The sequence below is a fragment of the Thermaurantimonas sp. genome, from assembly GCF_046299575.1.
In the GTDB taxonomy this organism is placed as follows: Bacteria; Bacteroidota; Bacteroidia; order Flavobacteriales; family Schleiferiaceae; genus Thermaurantimonas.
Genome location: NZ_JBKBHX010000005.1, coordinates 135288 through 155215 on the forward strand (window position 1 = coordinate 135288; position 19928 = coordinate 155215).

21 protein-coding genes are annotated in these 19928 nt (G+C 42.6%); 14 read left to right on the forward strand and 7 right to left on the reverse strand.

Annotated elements, in window-relative coordinates:
- Positions 1 to 23 precede the first annotated feature (23 nt).
- Positions 24 to 167 carry a hypothetical protein gene (locus ACK4EX_RS08180; RefSeq protein ID WP_409771626.1) on the forward strand — a complete coding sequence of 48 codons (144 nt, stop codon included), beginning with the start codon at positions 24 to 26 and terminating at the stop codon, positions 165 to 167.
- Between the two features lie 134 nt (positions 168 to 301).
- Here the strand turns inward: ACK4EX_RS08180 and ACK4EX_RS08185 are convergent, their stop codons facing one another.
- Positions 302 to 526 carry a hypothetical protein gene (locus ACK4EX_RS08185; RefSeq protein ID WP_409771628.1) on the reverse strand — a complete coding sequence of 75 codons (225 nt, stop codon included), beginning with the start codon at positions 524 to 526 and terminating at the stop codon, positions 302 to 304.
- Positions 527 to 550: 24 nt separating this feature from the next.
- On the opposite strand from ACK4EX_RS08185, the gene ACK4EX_RS08190 reads away from it, so the two are divergent.
- A complete protein-coding gene (locus ACK4EX_RS08190; protein ID WP_409771779.1) occupies positions 551 to 1009 on the forward strand; it encodes a transposase in 459 nt (152 codons plus the stop codon).
- Positions 1010 to 1161: 152 nt separating this feature from the next.
- On the opposite strand, the gene ACK4EX_RS08195 is transcribed toward ACK4EX_RS08190, so the two are convergent.
- On the reverse strand, positions 1162 to 2676 hold the full coding sequence (locus tag ACK4EX_RS08195; RefSeq protein WP_409771630.1) for an MFS transporter: 1515 nt from the start codon (positions 2674 to 2676) through the stop codon (positions 1162 to 1164).
- 250 nt (positions 2677 to 2926) lie between these two features.
- The gene (locus ACK4EX_RS08200; RefSeq protein ID WP_409771632.1) at positions 2927 to 3847 is read right to left on the reverse strand and encodes a restriction endonuclease; all 921 of its coding nucleotides are present in this window, start codon (positions 3845 to 3847) and stop codon (positions 2927 to 2929) included.
- A gap of 655 nt (positions 3848 to 4502) precedes the next feature.
- Between ACK4EX_RS08200 and obgE the strand changes: the two genes are divergently transcribed.
- Together obgE and ACK4EX_RS08210 are read left to right on the forward strand one after the other, a co-directional pair.
- Positions 4503 to 5495: a GTPase ObgE gene (gene obgE / locus ACK4EX_RS08205; protein WP_409771634.1), complete on the forward strand. Its 993-nt coding sequence runs from the start codon at positions 4503 to 4505 to the stop codon at positions 5493 to 5495.
- Between the two features lie 79 nt (positions 5496 to 5574).
- Positions 5575 to 6069 (forward strand): phosphatase PAP2 family protein, encoded by a 495-nt coding sequence (locus ACK4EX_RS08210; RefSeq protein WP_409771637.1) that lies wholly within the window; start codon positions 5575 to 5577, stop codon positions 6067 to 6069.
- Positions 6070 to 6074: 5 nt separating this feature from the next.
- On the opposite strand, the gene ACK4EX_RS08215 is transcribed toward ACK4EX_RS08210, so the two are convergent.
- Entirely contained in the window at positions 6075 to 6278 is a 204-nt protein-coding gene (locus tag ACK4EX_RS08215) for a hypothetical protein (protein ID WP_409771640.1), read from the reverse strand.
- Between ACK4EX_RS08215 and trmD the strand changes: the two genes are divergently transcribed.
- Together trmD and rimO are read left to right on the forward strand one after the other, a co-directional pair.
- Positions 6252 to 6962 (forward strand): tRNA (guanosine(37)-N1)-methyltransferase TrmD, encoded by a 711-nt coding sequence (trmD, locus tag ACK4EX_RS08220; protein ID WP_409771642.1) that lies wholly within the window; start codon positions 6252 to 6254, stop codon positions 6960 to 6962. The genes ACK4EX_RS08215 and trmD overlap by 27 nt on opposite strands.
- Complete coding sequence (gene rimO / locus ACK4EX_RS08225; RefSeq protein WP_409771781.1) at positions 6943 to 8250, forward strand: 30S ribosomal protein S12 methylthiotransferase RimO; 1308 nt, start codon at positions 6943 to 6945, stop codon at positions 8248 to 8250. Before trmD ends, rimO begins: the two co-directional genes overlap by 20 nt.
- 77 nt (positions 8251 to 8327) lie before the next feature.
- Here the strand turns inward: rimO and ACK4EX_RS08230 are convergent, their stop codons facing one another.
- Positions 8328 to 9734 carry an LruC domain-containing protein gene (locus tag ACK4EX_RS08230; protein WP_409771645.1) on the reverse strand — a complete coding sequence of 469 codons (1407 nt, stop codon included), beginning with the start codon at positions 9732 to 9734 and terminating at the stop codon, positions 8328 to 8330.
- 6 nt (positions 9735 to 9740) lie between these two features.
- Positions 9741 to 10100, reverse strand: coding sequence for a hypothetical protein (locus ACK4EX_RS08235; RefSeq protein WP_409771648.1), 360 nt, complete (start codon positions 10098 to 10100; stop codon positions 9741 to 9743).
- A gap of 347 nt (positions 10101 to 10447) precedes the next feature.
- On the opposite strand from ACK4EX_RS08235, the gene glgP reads away from it, so the two are divergent.
- Both glgP and ACK4EX_RS08245 read left to right on the forward strand, forming a co-directional pair.
- Positions 10448 to 12145: an alpha-glucan family phosphorylase gene (gene glgP / locus ACK4EX_RS08240; RefSeq protein ID WP_409771650.1), complete on the forward strand. Its 1698-nt coding sequence runs from the start codon at positions 10448 to 10450 to the stop codon at positions 12143 to 12145.
- Between the two features lie 418 nt (positions 12146 to 12563).
- Positions 12564 to 12896 carry a hypothetical protein gene (locus ACK4EX_RS08245; protein WP_409771652.1) on the forward strand — a complete coding sequence of 111 codons (333 nt, stop codon included), beginning with the start codon at positions 12564 to 12566 and terminating at the stop codon, positions 12894 to 12896.
- A gap of 29 nt (positions 12897 to 12925) precedes the next feature.
- Here the strand turns inward: ACK4EX_RS08245 and ggt are convergent, their stop codons facing one another.
- Positions 12926 to 14590 (reverse strand): gamma-glutamyltransferase, encoded by a 1665-nt coding sequence (gene ggt / locus ACK4EX_RS08250; RefSeq protein WP_409771653.1) that lies wholly within the window; start codon positions 14588 to 14590, stop codon positions 12926 to 12928.
- A gap of 91 nt (positions 14591 to 14681) precedes the next feature.
- Here ggt and ACK4EX_RS08255 point away from each other — a divergent pair, with 91 nt between their 5' ends.
- The 6 genes from ACK4EX_RS08255 (at position 14682) to argS (ending at position 19869) form a co-directional block, all read left to right on the forward strand.
- A complete protein-coding gene (locus ACK4EX_RS08255; protein ID WP_409771656.1) occupies positions 14682 to 16283 on the forward strand; it encodes a DUF4139 domain-containing protein in 1602 nt (533 codons plus the stop codon).
- 130 nt (positions 16284 to 16413) lie between these two features.
- On the forward strand, positions 16414 to 16752 hold the full coding sequence (rpsF, locus tag ACK4EX_RS08260; protein ID WP_409771658.1) for a 30S ribosomal protein S6: 339 nt from the start codon (positions 16414 to 16416) through the stop codon (positions 16750 to 16752).
- 3 nt (positions 16753 to 16755) lie between these two features.
- The gene (gene rpsR, locus ACK4EX_RS08265) at positions 16756 to 17061 is read left to right on the forward strand and encodes a 30S ribosomal protein S18 (protein WP_409771660.1); all 306 of its coding nucleotides are present in this window, start codon (positions 16756 to 16758) and stop codon (positions 17059 to 17061) included.
- A gap of 8 nt (positions 17062 to 17069) precedes the next feature.
- Positions 17070 to 17519: a 50S ribosomal protein L9 gene (gene rplI, locus ACK4EX_RS08270; RefSeq protein ID WP_409771663.1), complete on the forward strand. Its 450-nt coding sequence runs from the start codon at positions 17070 to 17072 to the stop codon at positions 17517 to 17519.
- Positions 17520 to 17616: 97 nt separating this feature from the next.
- On the forward strand, positions 17617 to 17904 hold the full coding sequence (gene gatC, locus ACK4EX_RS08275) for an Asp-tRNA(Asn)/Glu-tRNA(Gln) amidotransferase subunit GatC (protein ID WP_409771666.1): 288 nt from the start codon (positions 17617 to 17619) through the stop codon (positions 17902 to 17904).
- A 192-nt stretch (positions 17905 to 18096) separates the two neighbouring features.
- A complete protein-coding gene (gene argS, locus ACK4EX_RS08280; RefSeq protein ID WP_409771667.1) occupies positions 18097 to 19869 on the forward strand; it encodes an arginine--tRNA ligase in 1773 nt (590 codons plus the stop codon).
- The last annotated feature ends 59 nt before the right edge of the window (positions 19870 to 19928 follow it).

The following is a 19928-nucleotide window of genomic DNA, read 5'->3' on the forward strand; positions in this document are numbered from 1 at the left end:
TATAAACTTAAATTGACAATAATATGTTACAAGACCCAAATGTAGAACGGTATATTGAAGAAGCAGTAGAGCCGTTGAAAAAAGAGATACAGTTGATGAAACTTCAAATCGAAGCATTGAACCAAGCATTGCGGCAAACGGCTGTGAATGTTGCACAACTTATTTGATTTCAAACATACACAAAATTTCTATATTGAGAAGGTGTTAATAATATGAGATATAAACATTTGATTATTAATAACATAAGTTGATTAAGTGAGTGGGTTTGTGTATCTTTGAAGTATGCAAGGAAGAAAAATTCTCAATCAGAAGATGTATTACCAAGTGTGTTTGGACGACTTGGTACCGGAAGATAATTTTTATCGTCAACTTTCACGAGATTTTGTACAAGGCTACCGAATTTTATTATGGCAAGGAAGGTCAGGCGAGTATTGACCCGGTGGTATTTTTCAAGATATGTTTGGTAGGCTAGGAAGGCTTTATTTACACCAAGGAAAAAGACCAATACGAATGCCAGCGAGGACATCGGGCGATACTACCCTTTAGAAGAATAGCCACCGACAGCAAAGGCTACACCAAAAGGATCTACCGCAGTGATAACAGCAAATGTAAAGATTGCCCCTTAAGACAAACCTGCATAGGCAAGAGTGATTTTAAGAAGATAGAAGACAGTATAGATAAACCGTATTACGATAGGATGCATGAAAAACTAAGCAAGAAGAAGGAATACGCCCAAAAGCTAAGCCGCATACGGAGCAAAACCGTAGAGCCGGTATTAGGTACCTTGCTAAACTATTTAAATTTACGCAGAGTAAATACTCGGGGCATGGCGGGAGCCAACAAGCATGTATTGTTAAGTGCAATGAGTTATAACCTGAAAAAGTATCTAAAGTTTATCCAACGCAAAGCACAAATAAAAGTGCAAGCCATGCCCAAACCCGAAATAAGGTGGAACACTACCGAAACTTTACTGCAATACCCCAAAATGACTTCAATAGTTTCATTTTAAACAAGGCAAAAAATTACAACCCAAAAATCAAGAAGAAAAACAAGTGCTCTTAAAACGCCTCTAATGCAGCCAATATTTTAAGTAAAACTTAGCTTTTAGAATTTAAAAAGAGGTTGTGCAACAGTTACCCGTGTTGGCGGCTGGCGTTCTTGTCAACCGTTTATGCTCAGCCATTTATTTGTCCCACCGCAAAGCCAAATTGCATTTAGTCCTAACTCTTTTAATAGTTTTGCTCCGTCTTCTGACCGTCCGCCACCTTTACTACAAACTGTTACAAATTGAAAATTCTTGTCAAATTTTGAAATGCTGTCTTTCAAGTCTTGAAGAGAAATGTTCAAGGCGTTCGGTATGTGGGCTTGTTCATATTCTTGTTTACTTCTTACGTCAATGATTAGGATTTTTTTGTTTGTTTGAAGTGCTTCTTTTACTTCATCAACTTCAATACAGTCTTTGATTGATTTAATTTGTTCGGGCATTCGGAATTTGATAATGAGTGAAGAAATAATTGTTAGTCCGCCTATTAGTAGAATGGCATAATCAATACCAAATAGATCTGCTGTAACTCCTGAAATTACAGCACCAAAAGCATAACCCAAGTCTCTCCAAAGTCGGAATGTGCCAATACTCTCTGCTCGTTGTTTCGGGCTTGTCGCTTGTGCAATGGTGGATAAGAAAGTTGGGTAAACCAATGCTGTTCCCAAACCTAAAATTGCTGAAATAGAAGCCAAAACATAAAAGTCGCTACTGAATGGAATAAATAAAATGGCTAATCCTTGTAAAAGCATACCCCAAAAAAGCATTGCTTTTTTTGAGTAGTGGTCGGACATTTTACCTGTAAAAAGTTGTCCGATACCCCAAACAGTTGGGTAAATAGCTGTGATTATTCCAATATTTTCGTTGTTGTAGTTTAACGAAAACAATACGATTGGAAGCAAGCCCCAAATCATTCCGTCATTGAGGTTGTTTACAAGTCCTGCCTGTGTGACTGAACTTAAAGTTTTGTTCTTAAAAGTTGTTTCTAAAAAGACATTGTCAAGTTGTGCTGTATTGTCGGTAGCACTCTCTTTATGAACAAAAACCCTTGTGTCCTTAACCCATAGGGCTGTCAAAACGAAACCAAGAATGGAAATGAATATGCCTATGTAAAATGGATAAGGTGTAATACCATACGTGTTGGCTATATAACCTGTCAAAAAAGCAACAACACCCACAGCAAAGTAACCTGTAAATTCGTTTAAACCCATAGCAAATCCACGGTCTTTCTCTCCAACAAGGTCTATTTTCATCACAACTGTGCTACTCCATGTCAGTCCTTGACTTACACCCAAAAGCACATTGGCAAATATTACCCAACTCCAGCTTGAAGCGTAAATGAGTATAAACGGAATTGGATTGGCGATAAGCCAACCGAATAAAAGTAAATTCCTGCGTCCGAATTTATTGGCAAGTCGTCCTGTATAATAGTTTGCTATTGCTTTTGTAATACCAAAGGCTGTTATGAAAGAAAGAATGGCAGTTTTTGAAGCAACACCAAATTCCAGTTCAGCAAATTGAGGGAAGATTGTTCGCTCCATTCCAATCATTCCACCTACAAAGGCGTTCACGATTACCAAAATGGTAAACTGTTTCCAATTTTCCTTAAGACCGAGATTTATATTTTCTGTCATTACTTTTAAAAGCAAATTTCGCTCAATTTGTCCTTGTTAACTGTTACAAAAGTCACATTTGATTTAGTTTGGAGTGTCGTAATACGCTTGCCGCCAACGTTTTGGCGCTTGGCGCAGTGGCGGATTTCGGAGCACTTCACTGTCAACCAAGCACAAATGCTGATAGAGGCACTGCACTTGACTTAACCACGTCACTCGCCATTGTGCCAAACGCCTGTTAGCGGGTCGGCCTTCTGTCTGTCCGTATGTTTTATTCTTCTCCAAAATAGTCGCTGTCAATTTTTTTAAGTTCATAAGTCTGCTGTGTTGTGCAACCAAGATTGTAGTCAATCATTAGTTGAGCCAACTGTTCACCGTCTATGAGAACAATTTTCGTTTCATTTCTCGGTGTGTATTCCAATGCTTCTTTTGTGAAATTTGATGTCGTTATGAAAATTCCTTTTTTGGCTCCTTGTCCGGCAAGTGCACCAACGAATTTTTGAAGCTCAGGTCGTCCAACCACATTTCCAGGTTTCCAGCGTTTGGCTTGAATGTAAATGATGTCAAGACCAAGTTTGTCTTCTTTTATTGTTCCGTCAATTCCTTCGTCACCGCTTCTTCCTATTGCTTTTCCTGCGTCTTTGATAGAACCACCATAACCCATTTTTACTAAAAGTTCAACTACAAGTCGCTCAAAGAAAGCAGGAGAGAGGTCAACAACTCTGTTAAGCAGTTCAGACGCTAAGGATTTTCTTATTCGCTGATACGCTTTGTCTAAACTCTCTTCAGGTGTCTCGTCATTGTTTTCAATTATTGTCGTTTCGTCTTCTTCGCTTTCGTTATTGTTTCTCGAAGCGTTTAGAAACTCTAAAAATGCAGGAAACTGTCTTAAATATTTTGCATCAATGCGGTCAGGGTTTTTCGCTAAAGTCTGTCTGCCAAGGTCGGTGATTACAAACGTTGCTCGTTTTGGAGAGTCAATCAGTCCTGCTTTTTTTAGATAAGTCTTAGCCCAACCAACTCTATTGTCAAAAATGGCTTGGTTGCCACTTGCCAACAGTTCTTTTCTTTCTTCGTCTGTTACTTGAAATTCAATTGCCAAACTTTCAATCAAGTCTCTGTATTTGTGTTCTTGTCCATCTGAAACAAGTTTGAGTAATGGAAGCATTAAGGATTGATAGTCTGGAATCATATTTTCATTTAATTGTCAATTCGTTATTAAATATAGTTGTCGTTTATTAGGCTGCCCGCTAACACAAAAATATACGAAATTCGCATTACTGATTTTAAAAAGATAAAACTTTTTTGAGCCTTTTCTTGTATTTGATAATCAATATATTATAAATTACATACATTCGCATTCAATGTATCACATTGTATATCTAATCTTTTTTATCTAAACTAATAAACACGTATATTTCTGATATGTACTTTAGTTTTTTTTGTATTCATATGGTAGCATGCAATGATTATTTTAATCGGTATAGAAATATGAACGTGGTTAATGTTTTATTGATTGAGCATCTGACAACAATTTTATTTTATACATAATGTACTTTCTTTTCTCGACATTTTCTATAGGTTGTTTTTCGTTTTAGACGAATTTCCATATTTTTAATGGAGAAGAATAACCAGGACGAATTTTTATGATTTTTGAATTAAAAAGTGGTAGGTGTTTGCAAGTATGCGTTCAGACGGATTCTTAAATTAGAAATTTTAAAACTCTAAAGATTGCTGATTTGAGTTATGTCAGATAAGGGGATGCATATTAACAAAAGCATAATAGGGCGACAATTAACTTTGCAGGCCTTTTTATGGAAATTTACAATTCTGAAAGTCAGTAGATTATGTCCGGGTCAAACTTCGTGGATTACGTAAAAATCTGGTTTGCCAGCGGTAAAGGCGGTGCGGGATCGGCACACCTGCGTCGCGCCAAATATGTGCCAAAAGGGGGACCTGACGGTGGCGACGGTGGACGGGGCGGTCACGTGATCCTGCGCGCAAATCCACAACTCTGGACGCTGCTACATCTCAAATACCAGAAACACATCAAAGCCGAAGCCGGTGAAAATGGCTCCTCCAACAACTGCACCGGTCGCCAGGGCAAGGATGTGGTAGTAGAGGTGCCGCTCGGCACTGTGGTGAAAAATCCCGACACGGGCGAAGTGCTGGCCGAGCTGACCGAGCCGGGACAGGAGTTTATCGTGATGCGGGGCGGCAGAGGTGGTCTGGGCAATACGCATTTTAAATCGCCTACCAATCAAACTCCGCGCTATGCTCAGCCGGGTGAGCCTGGTGAAGAGGGCTGGCGCATACTGGAGCTGAAAATCCTGGCTGACGTGGGACTTGTTGGCTTTCCGAATGCAGGGAAATCGACGCTGCTGGCTACCATCACGGCTGCAAAACCAGAGATTGCTGACTATCCTTTTACGACGCTGGTACCTAATCTGGGCATTGTGGCCTACCGGGATTTTAAATCTTTTGTGATGGCTGATATTCCGGGAATCATCGAGGGGGCAGCCGAAGGACGGGGACTTGGCCATCGCTTTCTGCGCCACATCGAGCGAAATAGCGTGCTGCTCTTTATGATACCGGCTACAAGCGATAGCATTACTAAAGAATACAGAATCCTGCTGAACGAACTGAAGAAATACAACCCCGAACTGCTCCACAAACGACGGCTGCTGGCTGTGACCAAGTGCGACTTGCTGGATGAAAAAGCAATGAAAAACCTCTGGCGGAGGGTACCGAAAGAGGTGGACTTCGTACCCATATCGTCGGTAGCGCAGCTGAATCTCGATGTACTAAAAGACAAACTCTGGAATCTGATACATGAATGAACTGCTGCAATGGTTTACAGCCGGCGATGAGCGCCTGCTATTGGCGATCAACGGCAGTGGTACGCCGGGGATGGATGCGGTGTGGCTGTACGTGACGGGCAAATGGAGCTGGATGCCGCTCTATGGGCTGCTGCTGTTCTGGGTGTGGAAAGTAGCCGGCAGAGAGGGTTTTACAGCCTTTGTGGTGCTGGTGGGCATTGGTCTGCTGCTGAGCGATGTGGGATCGGTATGGCTTTTTAAAAATACGTTTAAGCGGCTTCGGCCATGCCATGTGGAGGCTTTGGCAGGGCAGCTCCGGCTGCCGGGTGGCTGTGGGGGCCAGTATGGGTTTGTGTCGAGCCATGCGGCAAACAGCTTTATGCTGGCAGGACTGCTGATGGCGTTGTTTTACAGAGGTCATAAGTGGATAGTGCTGATGGTGCTCTGGGCGGGATTGGTGAGCTTCAGCAGGCTATATCTCGGGGTGCATTACCCGACGGATGTGCTCTTCGGGGCGGTATATGGCGGTGTGATTGGTGTATTTTTGGGGTGGCGGGGCAGACACCTTGTGACAGGATTCACAGGAAAGCGATGATGTGATCAGGTATGTGCACGCTGCGCGTGAGGCATGCGAAGGGCGCGCGCAAGCGCGGTGCGAAGGCTGAGCACAGCGAAGCCGAGCACGGAAGCGATAGCGTACCCCGGAGCACGCCGACCCGAACGACGTAGCGAAGCGAAGGAAGTGAGGGGCACGCCCAAAATGAAAAAAGAAAGAGAATGAGAATTGACATTATAACGGTGCATCCGGAGCTGCTCTCCGGCCCCTTTAGCCACAGCATTCTCAAGCGGGCGCAGGAACGCGGGCTGGCTGAAGTGGTGGTGCACGACCTGAGGCCCTGGGGCCTGGGCAAACACAAGCAGGTGGATGACTACCAATACGGTGGTGGGGCGGGTATGGTGATGATGGTGGAGCCGATTTACCGACTGGTGCAGCATCTGAAATCGCAACGCTCGTATGACGAAGTGCTGTATATGACGCCTGACGGTGAGCCCTTTAACCAGCAGACAGCGAACCGACTGTCGATGAAGGAAAACCTGCTGATCATCTGCGGGCATTACAAAGGGGTGGATCAGCGGGTGCGCGATCTGCTGGTGACGATGGAGCTTTCGATCGGCGACTACGTGATCTCGGGGGGCGAGCTGGCTGCGGCTGTGGTGGCCGACGCGGTGATTCGGCTGATACCGGGTGTGCTCAACGATGAAACATCGGCCCTGACCGATACCTTTCAGGACGGGCTGCTGGCACCGCCGGTCTATACGCGTCCGCCGGAATTTATGGGGCACAGCGTACCGGAAGTGCTACTGAGCGGCCATCAGGCGATGATAGAGCAGTGGCGTTTCGAACAGTCGCTGCAGCGAACCCGTGAGCGCCGGCCGGATTTATATAAAAAATTCATTGAAACAGATCATGCGAACGAAAAGCATTAAAAAGAAGAAAATCAATGTAGTCACCCTCGGCTGCTCAAAAAATCTGTACGACAGCGAGGTGCTGATGGGACAGCTGCGCGCCAGCGGCAAGGAGGTAGTGGCCGAAGCTCCGGTAGGTGACATAGTGGTAATCAATACCTGCGGCTTTATAAATAATGCCAAGCAGGAGAGCATAGATACCATCCTGCACTATGTGGATCTGAAAGAACGCGGCAAGGTGGAAAAAGTCTATGTAACCGGCTGTCTGAGCGAGCGCTACAAACCGGACCTGGAAAAAGAGATTCCTGAGGTGGATCAGTACTTTGGCACGCGCGACCTGCCGCGGCTGCTCAAGGTGCTGGGGGCCGACTACAAGCACGAGTTGGTAGGTGAGCGGCTGCTGACCACGCCGGCGCACTATGCATACATGAAAATATCGGAGGGCTGCGACCGCCCGTGCAGCTTCTGCGCCATACCGCTGATGCGCGGTGGGCACAAGAGCACTCCAATCGAAGTCTTGGTAAAACAGGCCGAATCGCTGGCTGCAAAAGGGGTGAAAGAGCTGATCCTCATCGCTCAGGACCTGACCTACTACGGACTGGACCTGTACAAAAAGCGCGAACTTGCCCGCCTCCTCACCGAATTGGTCAAGGTAGAGGGCATCGAATGGATCAGGCTGCACTACCTGTATCCGGCAGGCTTTCCGGAAGATGTGCTCGAGGTGATGGCTCGCGAACCGAAAATCTGTAAGTACGTGGACATACCGCTGCAGCACATCAGCGATCCGATACTGAAAAGCATGCGTCGGGGTACTACCCGTGAAAAGACGAATCGCCTGCTGGCACTGATGCGCGAAAAGGTGCCGGGCATAGCGATACGCACTACGCTGATTGTGGGCTATCCGGGGGAGACTGATGAAGACTTTGAGATCCTGAAGGAATGGGTGCGCGAGACGCGCTTCGACCGGCTGGGGTGTTTTACCTATTCGCATGAAGAAAACACTCATGCCTACCAACTGACGGACGACGTGCCTGAAGAAGTAAAGCAGGCCCGTGCAGCCGAAATCATGGCCGTACAACAGCGCATATCGGAAGAGCTAAACCGACAGAAAGTAGGAAAAACCTTTCGCGTACTCATCGACCGCACGGAGGCCGGGCACTACATCGGCCGGACGGAATTTGATTCGCCCGATGTAGACAATGAGGTGCTGATCCCAATCGAATCGGCCGAATATCTGCGGATCGGCGACTTTTACAACGTGCGCATCACCGACAGCACAGAGTATGATTTGATCGGTGTAGTTGTCTGATCATTGATATCTCAATACGGAATAAAAAAAGCCCGGCTGTTTAGCCGGGTTTTTTTTACCACAAAAACCACACCCAGTTAAGGCTTCTGATAAATTTTTGTATTATCTCTGTATCCTGACAGATTGAGATACCAATCCGGAAACAACATTCCGCTGCTCATCGCCCACTGGCTGAACTTAAGGTGAGCACTGGTAATGGGCGTCTTTTCGATTGGATAATCAAATGTGCCGGGTATGTGAATTGCCCATGGAAGGTTCTGTTTGTTTTTATAATATCTGCCAGCCGAAGGATTTGAATCGTCATCGCCTGTGCCGAAGAGAGCTGTATTAGCCAATGAAGTAGGGGCTTTATCAGGCAGGTGAATTTCGCGGCCACGGGTCAAATTTGAGAAGATGAAGGGGTTGAAATTTGTCAAATTCAGCTGAGCTATTGTATAGGTTGGCGTGCTGAAGGTTATATCTATCAATACGGTCTGAGGCTCACGATAGGTTGCTCCAGGTGTAGTATTTACACCAATCGCACCTTGGCCAGGGTGGGGCATCAAGGAATATGCATTGTCAAAAACAATAACAGTAGGTATACTCTGACCGGCTTCCAGGCCATTGGAATTTAGTGATATAATGTTTTCAGACAGTGAGAAACCAGTAGCAGAGATAAGACTTTGATTGGTAGAAGTGCTTCCGAACTGGAATCCAAAGCCATTTTTAAATCCGGCTCCAAAAGCTTTGAGTGTGAAGCTTGCCTTAATGTCTTTTACTTTATTCAGGCTATTGGTGATTGCAGTTAATTTGTATTCAATAACCATATCGTTGAAGTCGTAGTCACCATTATATGGCCAGAGGTCCTCAAATGCAAGTGTTCCCTGAGCTGCTATGGATGAAAAGGCTCTCTGTGGGTCATTAGGAAATTCGTCCTGACCATCAGGCACACCATCTCCATCGGTATCAGCCGGTGCTGGAGTACAACCTGTACCATTGCAATTCATTACATAAGTAAAGTCAGCAACTGAGAAATTGACAATTTGTCCGTTTGTACCGGCTTTTGCAGATACGCGCTGGTTCTGAAGCGAAGTAAGAGTATATGTAATTTTCAGAACGCCAGCCTTGCCTCCTCCAATATTTTTGGTATTGTCAAATTTAAAACCCTGGAAAGGATCTGAACCAAGATTCGGACCGACCACTAGATTACCACCTGTCATACTGCCAGAGAGCACTTGTAAACTCATATTTGAATATGTACCGGGTGCTGCCTCTATGGACAAATGTGATAGCTCTCTACATCTTGGACCTCCACAGCCGTTGTGTGTGACATGCAATACGATAGTGTAGGTATTGTTGGGGTTACAAACTACCGACTTTATAGTGGTTGAGAATCCTCCACCGTTTACTTTGGTGATTTCGCATGCAGCAGATTGAGAATAAGTTCGTTTTCCAAAAAAGAATATTGTTAGAATAAGCATTAATCTTAAAGAAAAAGATTTCATGGTGTGTTAATTTAAAGTGAAGTGAATAGTTGACTGATCAAGATTTATTTCATAGACGTTATCTAGGAATTCAGCTCTTATTGTTTTATGATGTGCCGGGAGCTGAATTGTAGTCTTGTAAGATTCATCTTTGGTGAGCATCGCTTTGTGGATCACATTTCCATCTGAGTCTTTTATCAAAAGAACAGAATTTGCGTATCCGATGATATCCAGTTGATATGTTTTTGCAGCATCCCATTCGAAAGTACTGTTGACGACCATTTCATGGATGTCTACAGGACCGGTTGGATTGTTTGAGACAGGATCTTTATTACAGCCTAATAGTATTGATCCAAATATTGTTAAAATTAAAAGCTGTTTTTTCATGATTTAAATTTATTTTACTAAAACTCAAAAAAATTACATGCCAGATATCATATGATTTTGATATTCAAAATCATACATTTTTTCAAAATGTTTTTACTTGTCCCATTATTGGATTTTAATATATGTACTTTCCCAAAATTGGATTTTTTCCCGAGTTGTTGTTGTCAAATTAAGTTTAGGACAAATTTTTTTGAGATTTTTTGCAGCAGTCTATAAAATTAAAGTTAAGCTTAACAATTTACTGATTGCATAGTCATCTTTAAATTAAAATAAAACGTATAAAATGTACACTAATATCCCTAATGAGTATTTCATATTTGTAATCTCTAACACAAAAAGAAGTTATAATGAGCCGTTCAGAATACAGCAACTGGAAAATGCCCTATATTCCTGATGAGAGATATTCAAAGAGAGTAGCATACTTCTCAATGGAATTTGCCATTGATCAAAGTTTGAAAATATATAGCGGTGGTCTGGGCTTTTTGTCGGGCTCACACATGCGCTCTGCTTATAACCTTAAACAAAATTTGATTGGCATAGGAATTCTCTGGAAATATGGTTATTACGACCAAAATCGAAATCACGATCAAACGCTGAGGGTTGATTTTATTGAGAAGAATTATACCTTTTTAGAAGATACTGGAATCGTTGTAGAAGTTCAAATATTCGACAATCCTCATGTAAAAGTTAAAGCTTTTGTCTTGCGGCCTGAAATTTTTAAAACAGTTCCTATATATCTGCTTACCACCGATGTGGACGAAAATGATCACCTCTCCCGCACTATTACCAATCGCCTATATGACGACAATGAACTTACCCGCGTGGCACAGAGTATTGTGCTTGGCCAGGGTGGTGCCAAAGTAGTAGAAGCACTGGGTGGTGCCGACATTTATCACTTAAATGAAGGACATGCTCTGCCAGCATTCACCTACCTGTATGGCAAAGCTTCCGATAAAGAGGCCATAAAAAAACAATTTGTCTTTACAACACATACTCCTGAGCCTGCTGGAAATGAGGAACACTCATTAGACTTATTACAGAAAATACATTTTTTTCCAAATTGGAACAAAAAAGACATTGAACGAATAACTCATCAAACACCCGATAGAGTTAATTATACACTAGCAGCGCTTAGGCTATCAAAAAAAGCCAATGCCGTAAGCAAACTGCACGGCGAAGTATCGCGCGAAATGTGGAAAAACTACCAAGACGTATGTGAAATTGACCACATCACCAATGCTCAGAGTCTTACTTATTGGGGCGATAAACCCATACAGCAAGCTCTAGAAGCCAATGATTATCAGGCCATAGTAGCCCGTAAAAAAGAATTAAAATACGATCTCTTCAAAGTAGTGGCAGACCAAACCGGCAAACTCTTTGACCCTGAGGTGATTACAATTGTCTGGGCGAGAAGGTTTGCAGCGTATAAACGACCTGACCTGCTCTTCCGAGAAATGGAACCCTTTATGGAAGCCTTGACCAATAAAAAATATCCTGTTCAAATCATCTGGGCAGGCAAACCCTACCCTACCGATTATAGGGCAATTGATGTCTTTAATCGAATTGTACACCTTACAAAGCGTCTTCCCAATGCGTGTATACTTACCGGATATGAACTTGCTCTTTCTCGCATTTTGAAAAATGGCACCGATGTATGGCTCAATACCCCACGCAAACCCCGAGAAGCATCAGGTACAAGTGGAATGACTGCCGCTATGAACGGCGCAGTAAATTTCTCCATCAACGACGGATGGATGGTAGAATTTGGCAAACACCGGCACAATTGCTATCTGATACCTGATACCACTGCACCCGGAGTCGTGGAAATTCAGGATAAAGAGGATTTTGAAAACCTTTACAAGGTTTTAAACAACGAACTGCTCCCCGACTTTTATGACGGGAAGGGTATGTGGAAAAAGATTATGATGAACTCCATGAAAGAGGTATTAACCTACTTTAGATCTACCCGCATGGCCGATGAATACTACACAAAGCTCTACTTGTACCAACCAGTTTCAGAAAAAAAGACTTCCAAAAAACGTTAATCCGCCAAAAGTTAATTTGCATAAATCCTAAATTTTAAGCATTTTTATTGAGTTCCAAACTTCTTAAAACTGGGCAAGTACTTTAGCGCTTGTACAACCGGGAAAATAACCCTTCTTAGCAGAGATACATTCGATTTTTTGCAATTTGATTTAGCTTTGACCGTCAAGCTTTATGATTTTAGAGTCAAGTAGGTTTTCTAATGCATCCATCGGCTAAAAGAAGCTGGATGATAAGAATTTACCTTATAATTTTAAAATCCCATTTACCAAAAAAATCAAAAAAGAGCTATTTCATCAGCGATTTGAAATGATTGATTAAAAAATTTTTGTTATTTGTGAAATTTCGCTGAGAGAAAATTTTTTTAATCTTTTAATTTTGCCGGTGGAAAGCGAACTAAACTTTTAAAAAGTACCCACCATGAAAACAATCATTAGCCAACGTTCTGTACAATTTCTCAACAAAAGCATTGCAAATCAAGCAACAGCCACCAATTCATCTTTAGCGATGGCTGTGCAACAACTCAGTTTGGGCAACTTTAATCCCCTTGAGAATTATCTGAGAGAGAAACTTCTTTTGATCGACGATCAAGAGATGCGTGCCGAAGTAATTACAAATTTTTTTAACAAGGTAGAAAACCTCATAAATACCCTCCGCCACAAGGCTGCCATGGAACACGACATCTTTGAGATCGAAAACATGGAAAAAGCATCTGTGTATCTGCCAATACTTAAGAAGAAATTTATTCGATAACCCGCTCAGGCGCAGGTCTAACACATTTCTTACAGTCCTCCGGCGGCTGAATTTCCCTTACGATGGAAATCAGCCGCCGGAATCATTCTATCTCCCTGAAATTCAATTGCATTAAAAATTCCAATTTGTTCAATTTCCTGAATCTTATATCCCATGCGGCTCAAATTTTTTAAGCTTTTTTCTGAGAGTGCCCCCCTCTCCACGACCAAATCTTCCGGTAACCATTGAGCGTGCAGTTTTTTATGATCAATGGCAACCTGCAACGCCCAGCCACGGATCACCAAGTCGATTACCTGAAAGACGTTTGTAATAATCGTACTACCACCTGGTGTACCAAGAGCAGCAATCGGTTTTCCATCTTTTAAAACGATAGTGGGCGACATACTGCTCAGCATTCGATGACCAGGCCGGACTTTGTTGGCATCTGAATAAGGAAGTCCAAATTGATTGCTGTGGCCAGGGGCTGTCGAAAAGTCATCCATTTCGTTGTTGAAAAACATGCCTTTGTAATACAACTTAGATCCGAAGTAACCATTGAGGGTAGTAGTGATACTTACAATCAGTCCTGAAGAATCAGCCGTGCAGAAGTGCGTTGTTTGAAAGCTTTCGATTTTGCCTGATTTTGCCGATCCCAGCTCATCAGGGGGAGTTATTCGGCCTTCAGAAATAGAAGCAGCACGCGATTTCAGGTAATTATCCGATTGAATTTTCTGAATGTCATATTGATCCACAGCTAAGGGATCACCTAGATACCTATGTCGATCGGCATATATGCGTTTGGCCATTTCAGCAAAGTAATGCGTATACTTAGTTGAGTAAGGCTTAAAGCGATTGAAACGAAGCAACTCAGACATTTTAAAAAATTGATACATTCCAATGCCGCCAGCCGAAGGCAAAGACATGGTGTAAATGGTATGCCCGCGATAGCTGATCACTTGCGGTTCACGCCAAAGAGCTTTGTAGAGAGCGAAATCTTCGGCCGTGTGACATCCGCCTCCTGATTGCAGAAATTCAGCCATATCACGGGCGAATGTGCCCAGGTAGAAAGAATCCGGTCCATAGACAGCTATTCTTTCGAGCGTTTCAGCAAGCTCGGTTTGGACAAACCAATCTCCTTCTTTAAAAGGCGCATTTAAGTTTAGAAACGAAGGCAGCCGGCCGTTGATGCGAAGTATTTCTTTAATATTGTTATTCCAATGATCCGCCATATATTTTGTAAGCTTATGTTTTTTAGCCAATTCAATGGCGGGCTGCAAACACTCTTCCCAATTTAAACGGCCAAGTGAATCGTGCAGCATCTTCATGCCAGCTACTGAGCCTGGTATGCCGACCGCTGGAGCACCATCAAGGCTTGCCCGAATAATGGGCATCCCTACCGAATCCAGATACATATCGGCTGTAGCTGCCATCGGAGCAGACTCGCGAAAGTCAAGAGCCAGTACTTGCCCATTAGGTATGTATACGACAGCAAATCCACCACCTGCAATATTGCCTGCCACCTGATAAACAGCGGCTAAAGCAAAATGTACTGCCACGGCTGCATCTACCGCATTGCCTCCCCTCTTGAGGAGCTCAACCCCGGCCTCTACTGCCAGCGGGTGTGCGGCTGAGATCGCTCCGATACTGTATGCTTTATTCTGGGCTTTAAGAGAAATTACAAATATTTCGAGAAGGCTAAGCAAAAAAATTCTCATTTACTGCGTTTTGTCATAGCATAGATACTTAATGATTTCAAACCTTCGTTGCCGACTTATAAGGTAATTTTTCACAAAAAAAATTATTCAAATGAAAGTTCAGAATGTTCAAATAGCCATTGGACTTTTTGTCTTCACGAGCTTTTGCCTAAGTGGACAAAATTCCATTGGAGTCACGGTTACAGATGCCGAAGTTTATTCCAACGGCTATGTACAACTATATGTACAGCTCGAAACCAATTTGAGAAAAGGCGTAAATGCCATAACAGTCCTTCTACCCGGTCAAGAAATACAGCCACAAACGCTTGCTGTCGAAATAAATCCTTCAGGTAAAATTTCACGCATAAGTGAACCTATGGAACTGATGTGTAACGATGATGATAGTTGTCGATATTATTCAGATCAACTAAAACTCTTGCGAGAAAAAATCCAAGCAAAATCTCTGGAGCTAGAAAAACTCGATGCTCAAGAGAAATTATTGATGGAAAATTCGCGCTTAACAAATAGCAATAATCTGAATTTGCAATTGCTGCGCGATGCTCTACAATTTTTACAAAAGCAGCTTAGTGATGTTAAAGAAACTCGTGCAAAGACTAAAGCTCAGTTAGACGAACTTCAGAAAGAATATCAATCACTTCAAAATCAACTCAATCAACGTACAAACTACATAAAACAATCCTATAGAAAAGTTTCGATATTGGTAGATGTGAAATCCGATGCTTTTTACAAGCTTAATATTAGTTACGTAGCTACAGGTGTGCGATGGAACAGACAACAAGAGATTGATATCGCTGAAGCTGAAGAAAAGGCATATTTAAAAAATCTTGCTCAAGTGCATTCAGATTATATAGAGACCTGGCGGAATGTAAAGCTCACATTGATTGACAAGGAATTTAATTTCTCTGAAAAACCACTTCAAATACGACCTTTAAGAGTAGTATTTCACAATGGGTTGATCACTTTGAGAGACCGGAACGAAAACTTAAATCGCCATAAACCTAAGATCTTAACTCCAACTGCAGTGCAAGGAGCTTTTTCGCCCGAAGATGCAGGAGATGTTCAAACAAGAAAGCAACAAGGACTTGACGGAGAAATTTTTATTTTAACAGGCGCATATACACTTTCTTCTACCAAACCTTTACAAGCTGAATTGTCAACGGATACACTTTCCATAAGACTGCATTATGTGGTAGCTCCCTACATGGTCAATAAAGTGCAACTGCTCGGCGTAATACTCGAACGCACTGAAGCAATTAGTGAAACGCCATCTGTTGTAAGACTAAATGGCAGACCGGTAGGTATTAACGCGCCTGAATTTTACAGCAGCGACAGTGCTGCCTTTCAGTTAGGATACATTAAGGATGTAACCGTTCAGCGAAAGCGCGAAAACCCTTACTCATCACGGTCATTTTTTGGAAATACTCAGCGCGATACTTACGAATACACTATTAGCATTATCAATAGACGCTCCACACCCATTTCTATCACCATCATCGATCGGGTACCCGTAAGTACCGACAGTCAAATAGATGTGAAATTTAAAAAGGCGGATAACATCCAGCCAGGTCGCAACGGCGTACTGCGCTGGCACATATCTGTACCCCCTGGAAAACAATATTCTGTATCTTTTACATTTGAAATTTCATATCCTAAAGGTCGCACTATAACTTTTATGGAAGGCTATGAGGATTAACTTGAGGATAACTTTAGGATTTATAAAGCTTTTAATGAAAAATGTTTTGAAAAACAGATGTTTCCCCTATTTTTGCAGCCCTTATTTTAAATCAATATCAACTAACTAAAGTAAATTAAATCAACAGGTTATGGTTCAACAGTACGAGACTGTTTTCATTTTAAATCCCGTCTTGTCAGAAGAGCAGACAAGGGAAACAGTCGAAAAATTCAAGGGCATCATCGAGGCCAAGGGCGGAGAGGTGACCCATGTAGAACACTGGGGGTTAAGAAAGCTCGCTTACCCCATCCAGAAAAAACGCAGTGGTTTCTACCATTTGCTGGAGTTTAAAGCTTCCGGAGAACTGATCGACACCCTCGAAACTGAGCTCAAGCGCGATGAGCGCGTGATGCGCTACCTCACTGTTCGCATGGACAAATACCACATCGAGTACGCTAAAAAAAGAAGACAAAAACTTCAAAACGCTTAAAAAATGGACATCACTAACGAACTTGAAGCATCAGCAGCCGGTGGAGGTAAAGGTGAAATCCGCTACCTACAGCCCATCGCTATAGATACTACCAAGAAAAAGAAATATTGCCGCTTTAAAAAGTATGGCATCAAGTTTATCGATTACAAAGACCCCGATTTTCTACTTCGCTTCGTAAACGAACAGGGAAAAATTCTTCCCCGTCGTATAACCGGTAATTCGCTGAAATACCAGCGCAAGCTGGCTCAGGCTGTTAAGAGAGCTCGTCATTTAGCCTTATTGCCGTTCGTAGCTGATAACCTTAAATAAGATAGGCCATGGAAGTAATACTAAAGAAAGACGTTGAAAACCTGGGTTTTAAAGACGATATCGTTGATGTAAAACCAGGCTACGCCCGCAACTACCTCATTCCACAGGGCATGGCCATCTTAGCTACCGAATCTGCTAAAAAAGTTCTGGCCGAAACCCTTCGCCAAAGAGCTCACAAAGAGGCTAAAATCATTGAAGATGCTCGCAAACTGGCAGAAAGCATGCAGGCTGTTGAAATAAAACTGCCGGTAAAAGTCGGAAAAGGAAACAAACTCTTTGGCTCAGTATCAAATGCTGATCTGGCTGCTCATCTTGCTGGTATGGGCTTTCATGTAGATAAAAAGTATATCTACATTCCTGGATCTGTAATCAAAAACACCGGAAAATTCACTGCGAAAATCCGCCTACACCGCAATGTGCAGTTTGATCTGGAGTTTGAAGTTGTAGCTCAACAATAAAAGCCTTTTTTAATTGTAAAAGTCGCGGCTCAGGGGTCGCGACTTTTTTATTTACTCTTCTGCGATTGATACCTTTGCGTCATCTTTTTTATAAAAAATGAAAATCAGCAAGGAAGAAATCTTAAAAATTGCCGCCCTGGCTAAATTATCGCTCAATGAAGAGCAACTTGCTTCTATGGAAGCAGATATGAATAAAATTCTGGCATTTGTAGAGAAAATCAATGAACTGCCTTTAGAAGGTATTGAACCCTTGGAATATGTAAACGAAGACACAAATGTTTTGAGAAACGACCAGGTTGCTTACACCGTAAGTCAATACGATGCTCTAAAAAATGCTGCATTAAAAGATACCGACTACATCAAGGTGCCAAAAGTGTTAGGGTAATACGATTTTTACAAAATATAGCATAAAATTTTATTATTTTAACTCAAGCTATTGATTTTCAGTCACTTTAAAGCTTTTTATTAAGCAAGTTTTTTCAACTCTGTTTTTAATTATGTGAGCAAAAGGGATTAAAATAAAAGACCCGAATTCCATGCTTTGCTCCGAAATTTGCCGGCCAATTGAATACGGACAATGAACGAACTAAAACAAACGCTTTCCTTCTTACTTCTTCAAATTTTACAAAAAGATTACTCAAACGAAATCAAACACGTTGATCTGCAACCGACTCGAAAAGAATTTGAAGGCGACCTTACATATACGGTTTTTCCTTTGATAAAAATCACTCGAAAAGCGCCAGAACTACTCGGGCAAGAAATCGGCGAAAAACTGCTTGCTACAGCACCTGATTTGGTCGAAAAATTCAACGTTATTAAAGGCTTTTTAAACATCTCCATACGCAAAGGCTATTTTCTCTCAAAACTTATAGAACGCTACAAGTCAGGCCATTGGGTAAGTAAGACTGCTGAGCCACAACACATCATGGTGGAATACTCGTCGCCAAATACCAACAAGCCTTTGCACCTGGGCCATATTCGCAACTGCTTGCTTGGCTGGTCGGTATCGCGCCTTTACGAAGCCATCGGTCACACAGTTTACAGAGTTCAGATCATCAACGACCGCGGCATTCACATCTGTAAATCGATGGTAGCATGGCAAAAATTTGCCAACGGTGCTACTCCAGCATCAACAGGTATCAAAGGAGATCACTTTGTTGGGGATTACTATGTTCTCTTTGAAAAAGAGTACAAACGCCAGGTAAGTGAACTAGTGCAGCAGGGCCTTCCGGAAGAAATTGCAAAAGAACAAGCGCCTATCATGCGAGAGGCTCGCGAAATGCTATTGCGTTGGGAACAAAACGACCCGACTACCTTGGAGTTGTGGAATAAAATGAACTCCTGGGTATACGAGGGTTTTGATCGCACCTATGCCCGTCTGGGGGTGAATTTCCACAAGAACTACTACGAGAGCCAGACTTTCTTACTTGGCCGCGATATCGTACAAAAAGGATTAGAAAAAGGTATTTTTTACAAAAAAGACGACGGCTCGGTGTGGATCGACCTCACGGCCGATGGCCTCGACCACAAACTCCTCTTGCGTCGCGATGGTACATCAGTATACATCACTCAAGACATTGGTACGGCTGTAGCTCGCTTTGAGGAATTTCCGATTAAAAAACTCATTTATACGGTAGCCAATGAGCAAGACTATCATTTTAAAGTGCTTTTTCTAATCTTAAAAAAACTTGGCTATAGCTGGGCCGATCACCTCTACCACTTGAGCTATGGAATGGTAGAACTGCCCCATGGCAGGATGAAGAGCCGCGAAGGTACCGTGGTAGATGCAGACGACCTGCTCGATGAAATGGAAAAAACCAGTGCCGAGCTCACCGCGCAGTTTGGAAAAGCTGAAGGCTTGCCCGAAGAAGAAAAACGTCATCTCTACACTGCCATAGGCCACGGTGCTCTTAAGTATTTCATTTTAAAGGTAGACCCTCGAAAGAAGATGATCTTCAACCCCGAAGAATCGATCGACTTTAACGGACACACGGGGCCTTTCATCCAATACACTCACGCACGCATCAGCTCATTGCTTCATCGGGCTGAAAGCGTTTCCATTCCCAATGTATCAATTGTACTAAACGAGGAAGAATTTAACTTGCTCAAATCTCTGATGCTTTTCAGCGACACAGTGCATAAAGCTGCAGATGAGTACAACCCATCTGAACTGGCAAACTACCTATATGAAGTTGCAAGACTTTACAACTCCATGTATCAAAAGCACAGCATACTTACGGCTGAATCAGGCGAAAAAAGACAACTCCGGGTTTTCTTAAGCGACTGTACCCGCATTATACTTAGTCAAGGTCTTGATCTGCTGGGCATTAAAGCACCAGAAAGAATGTAATTGTTTATCAAAAGTACCAGTATTCGCTTAAAAGGCAGTAAACTGATTTCTTAAATAAA

Coding starts and splice junctions, on each gene's coding strand:
- rplI (WP_409771663.1), top strand. CDS start 17,070: ATGGAAGTAATACTAAAGAAAGACGTTGAAAACCTGGGTTTTAAAGAC.
- rpsR (WP_409771660.1), top strand. CDS start 16,756: ATGGACATCACTAACGAACTTGAAGCATCAGCAGCCGGTGGAGGTAAA.
- ACK4EX_RS08230 (WP_409771645.1), bottom strand. CDS start 9,734: ATGAAATCTTTTTCTTTAAGATTAATGCTTATTCTAACAATATTCTTT.
- rpsF (WP_409771658.1), top strand. CDS start 16,414: ATGGTTCAACAGTACGAGACTGTTTTCATTTTAAATCCCGTCTTGTCA.
- ACK4EX_RS08235 (WP_409771648.1), bottom strand. CDS start 10,100: ATGAAAAAACAGCTTTTAATTTTAACAATATTTGGATCAATACTATTA.
- argS (WP_409771667.1), top strand. CDS start 18,097: ATGAACGAACTAAAACAAACGCTTTCCTTCTTACTTCTTCAAATTTTA.
- ACK4EX_RS08180 (WP_409771626.1), top strand. CDS start 24: ATGTTACAAGACCCAAATGTAGAACGGTATATTGAAGAAGCAGTAGAG.
- obgE (WP_409771634.1), top strand. CDS start 4,503: ATGTCCGGGTCAAACTTCGTGGATTACGTAAAAATCTGGTTTGCCAGC.
- rimO (WP_409771781.1), top strand. CDS start 6,943: ATGCGAACGAAAAGCATTAAAAAGAAGAAAATCAATGTAGTCACCCTC.
- ACK4EX_RS08255 (WP_409771656.1), top strand. CDS start 14,682: ATGAAAGTTCAGAATGTTCAAATAGCCATTGGACTTTTTGTCTTCACG.
- ggt (WP_409771653.1), bottom strand. CDS start 14,590: ATGAGAATTTTTTTGCTTAGCCTTCTCGAAATATTTGTAATTTCTCTT.
- glgP (WP_409771650.1), top strand. CDS start 10,448: ATGAGCCGTTCAGAATACAGCAACTGGAAAATGCCCTATATTCCTGAT.
- gatC (WP_409771666.1), top strand. CDS start 17,617: ATGAAAATCAGCAAGGAAGAAATCTTAAAAATTGCCGCCCTGGCTAAA.
- ACK4EX_RS08195 (WP_409771630.1), bottom strand. CDS start 2,676: ATGACAGAAAATATAAATCTCGGTCTTAAGGAAAATTGGAAACAGTTT.
- ACK4EX_RS08215 (WP_409771640.1), bottom strand. CDS start 6,278: ATGCACCGTTATAATGTCAATTCTCATTCTCTTTCTTTTTTCATTTTG.
- trmD (WP_409771642.1), top strand. CDS start 6,252: ATGAGAATTGACATTATAACGGTGCATCCGGAGCTGCTCTCCGGCCCC.
- ACK4EX_RS08200 (WP_409771632.1), bottom strand. CDS start 3,847: ATGATTCCAGACTATCAATCCTTAATGCTTCCATTACTCAAACTTGTT.
- ACK4EX_RS08245 (WP_409771652.1), top strand. CDS start 12,564: ATGAAAACAATCATTAGCCAACGTTCTGTACAATTTCTCAACAAAAGC.
- ACK4EX_RS08185 (WP_409771628.1), bottom strand. CDS start 526: ATGTCCTCGCTGGCATTCGTATTGGTCTTTTTCCTTGGTGTAAATAAA.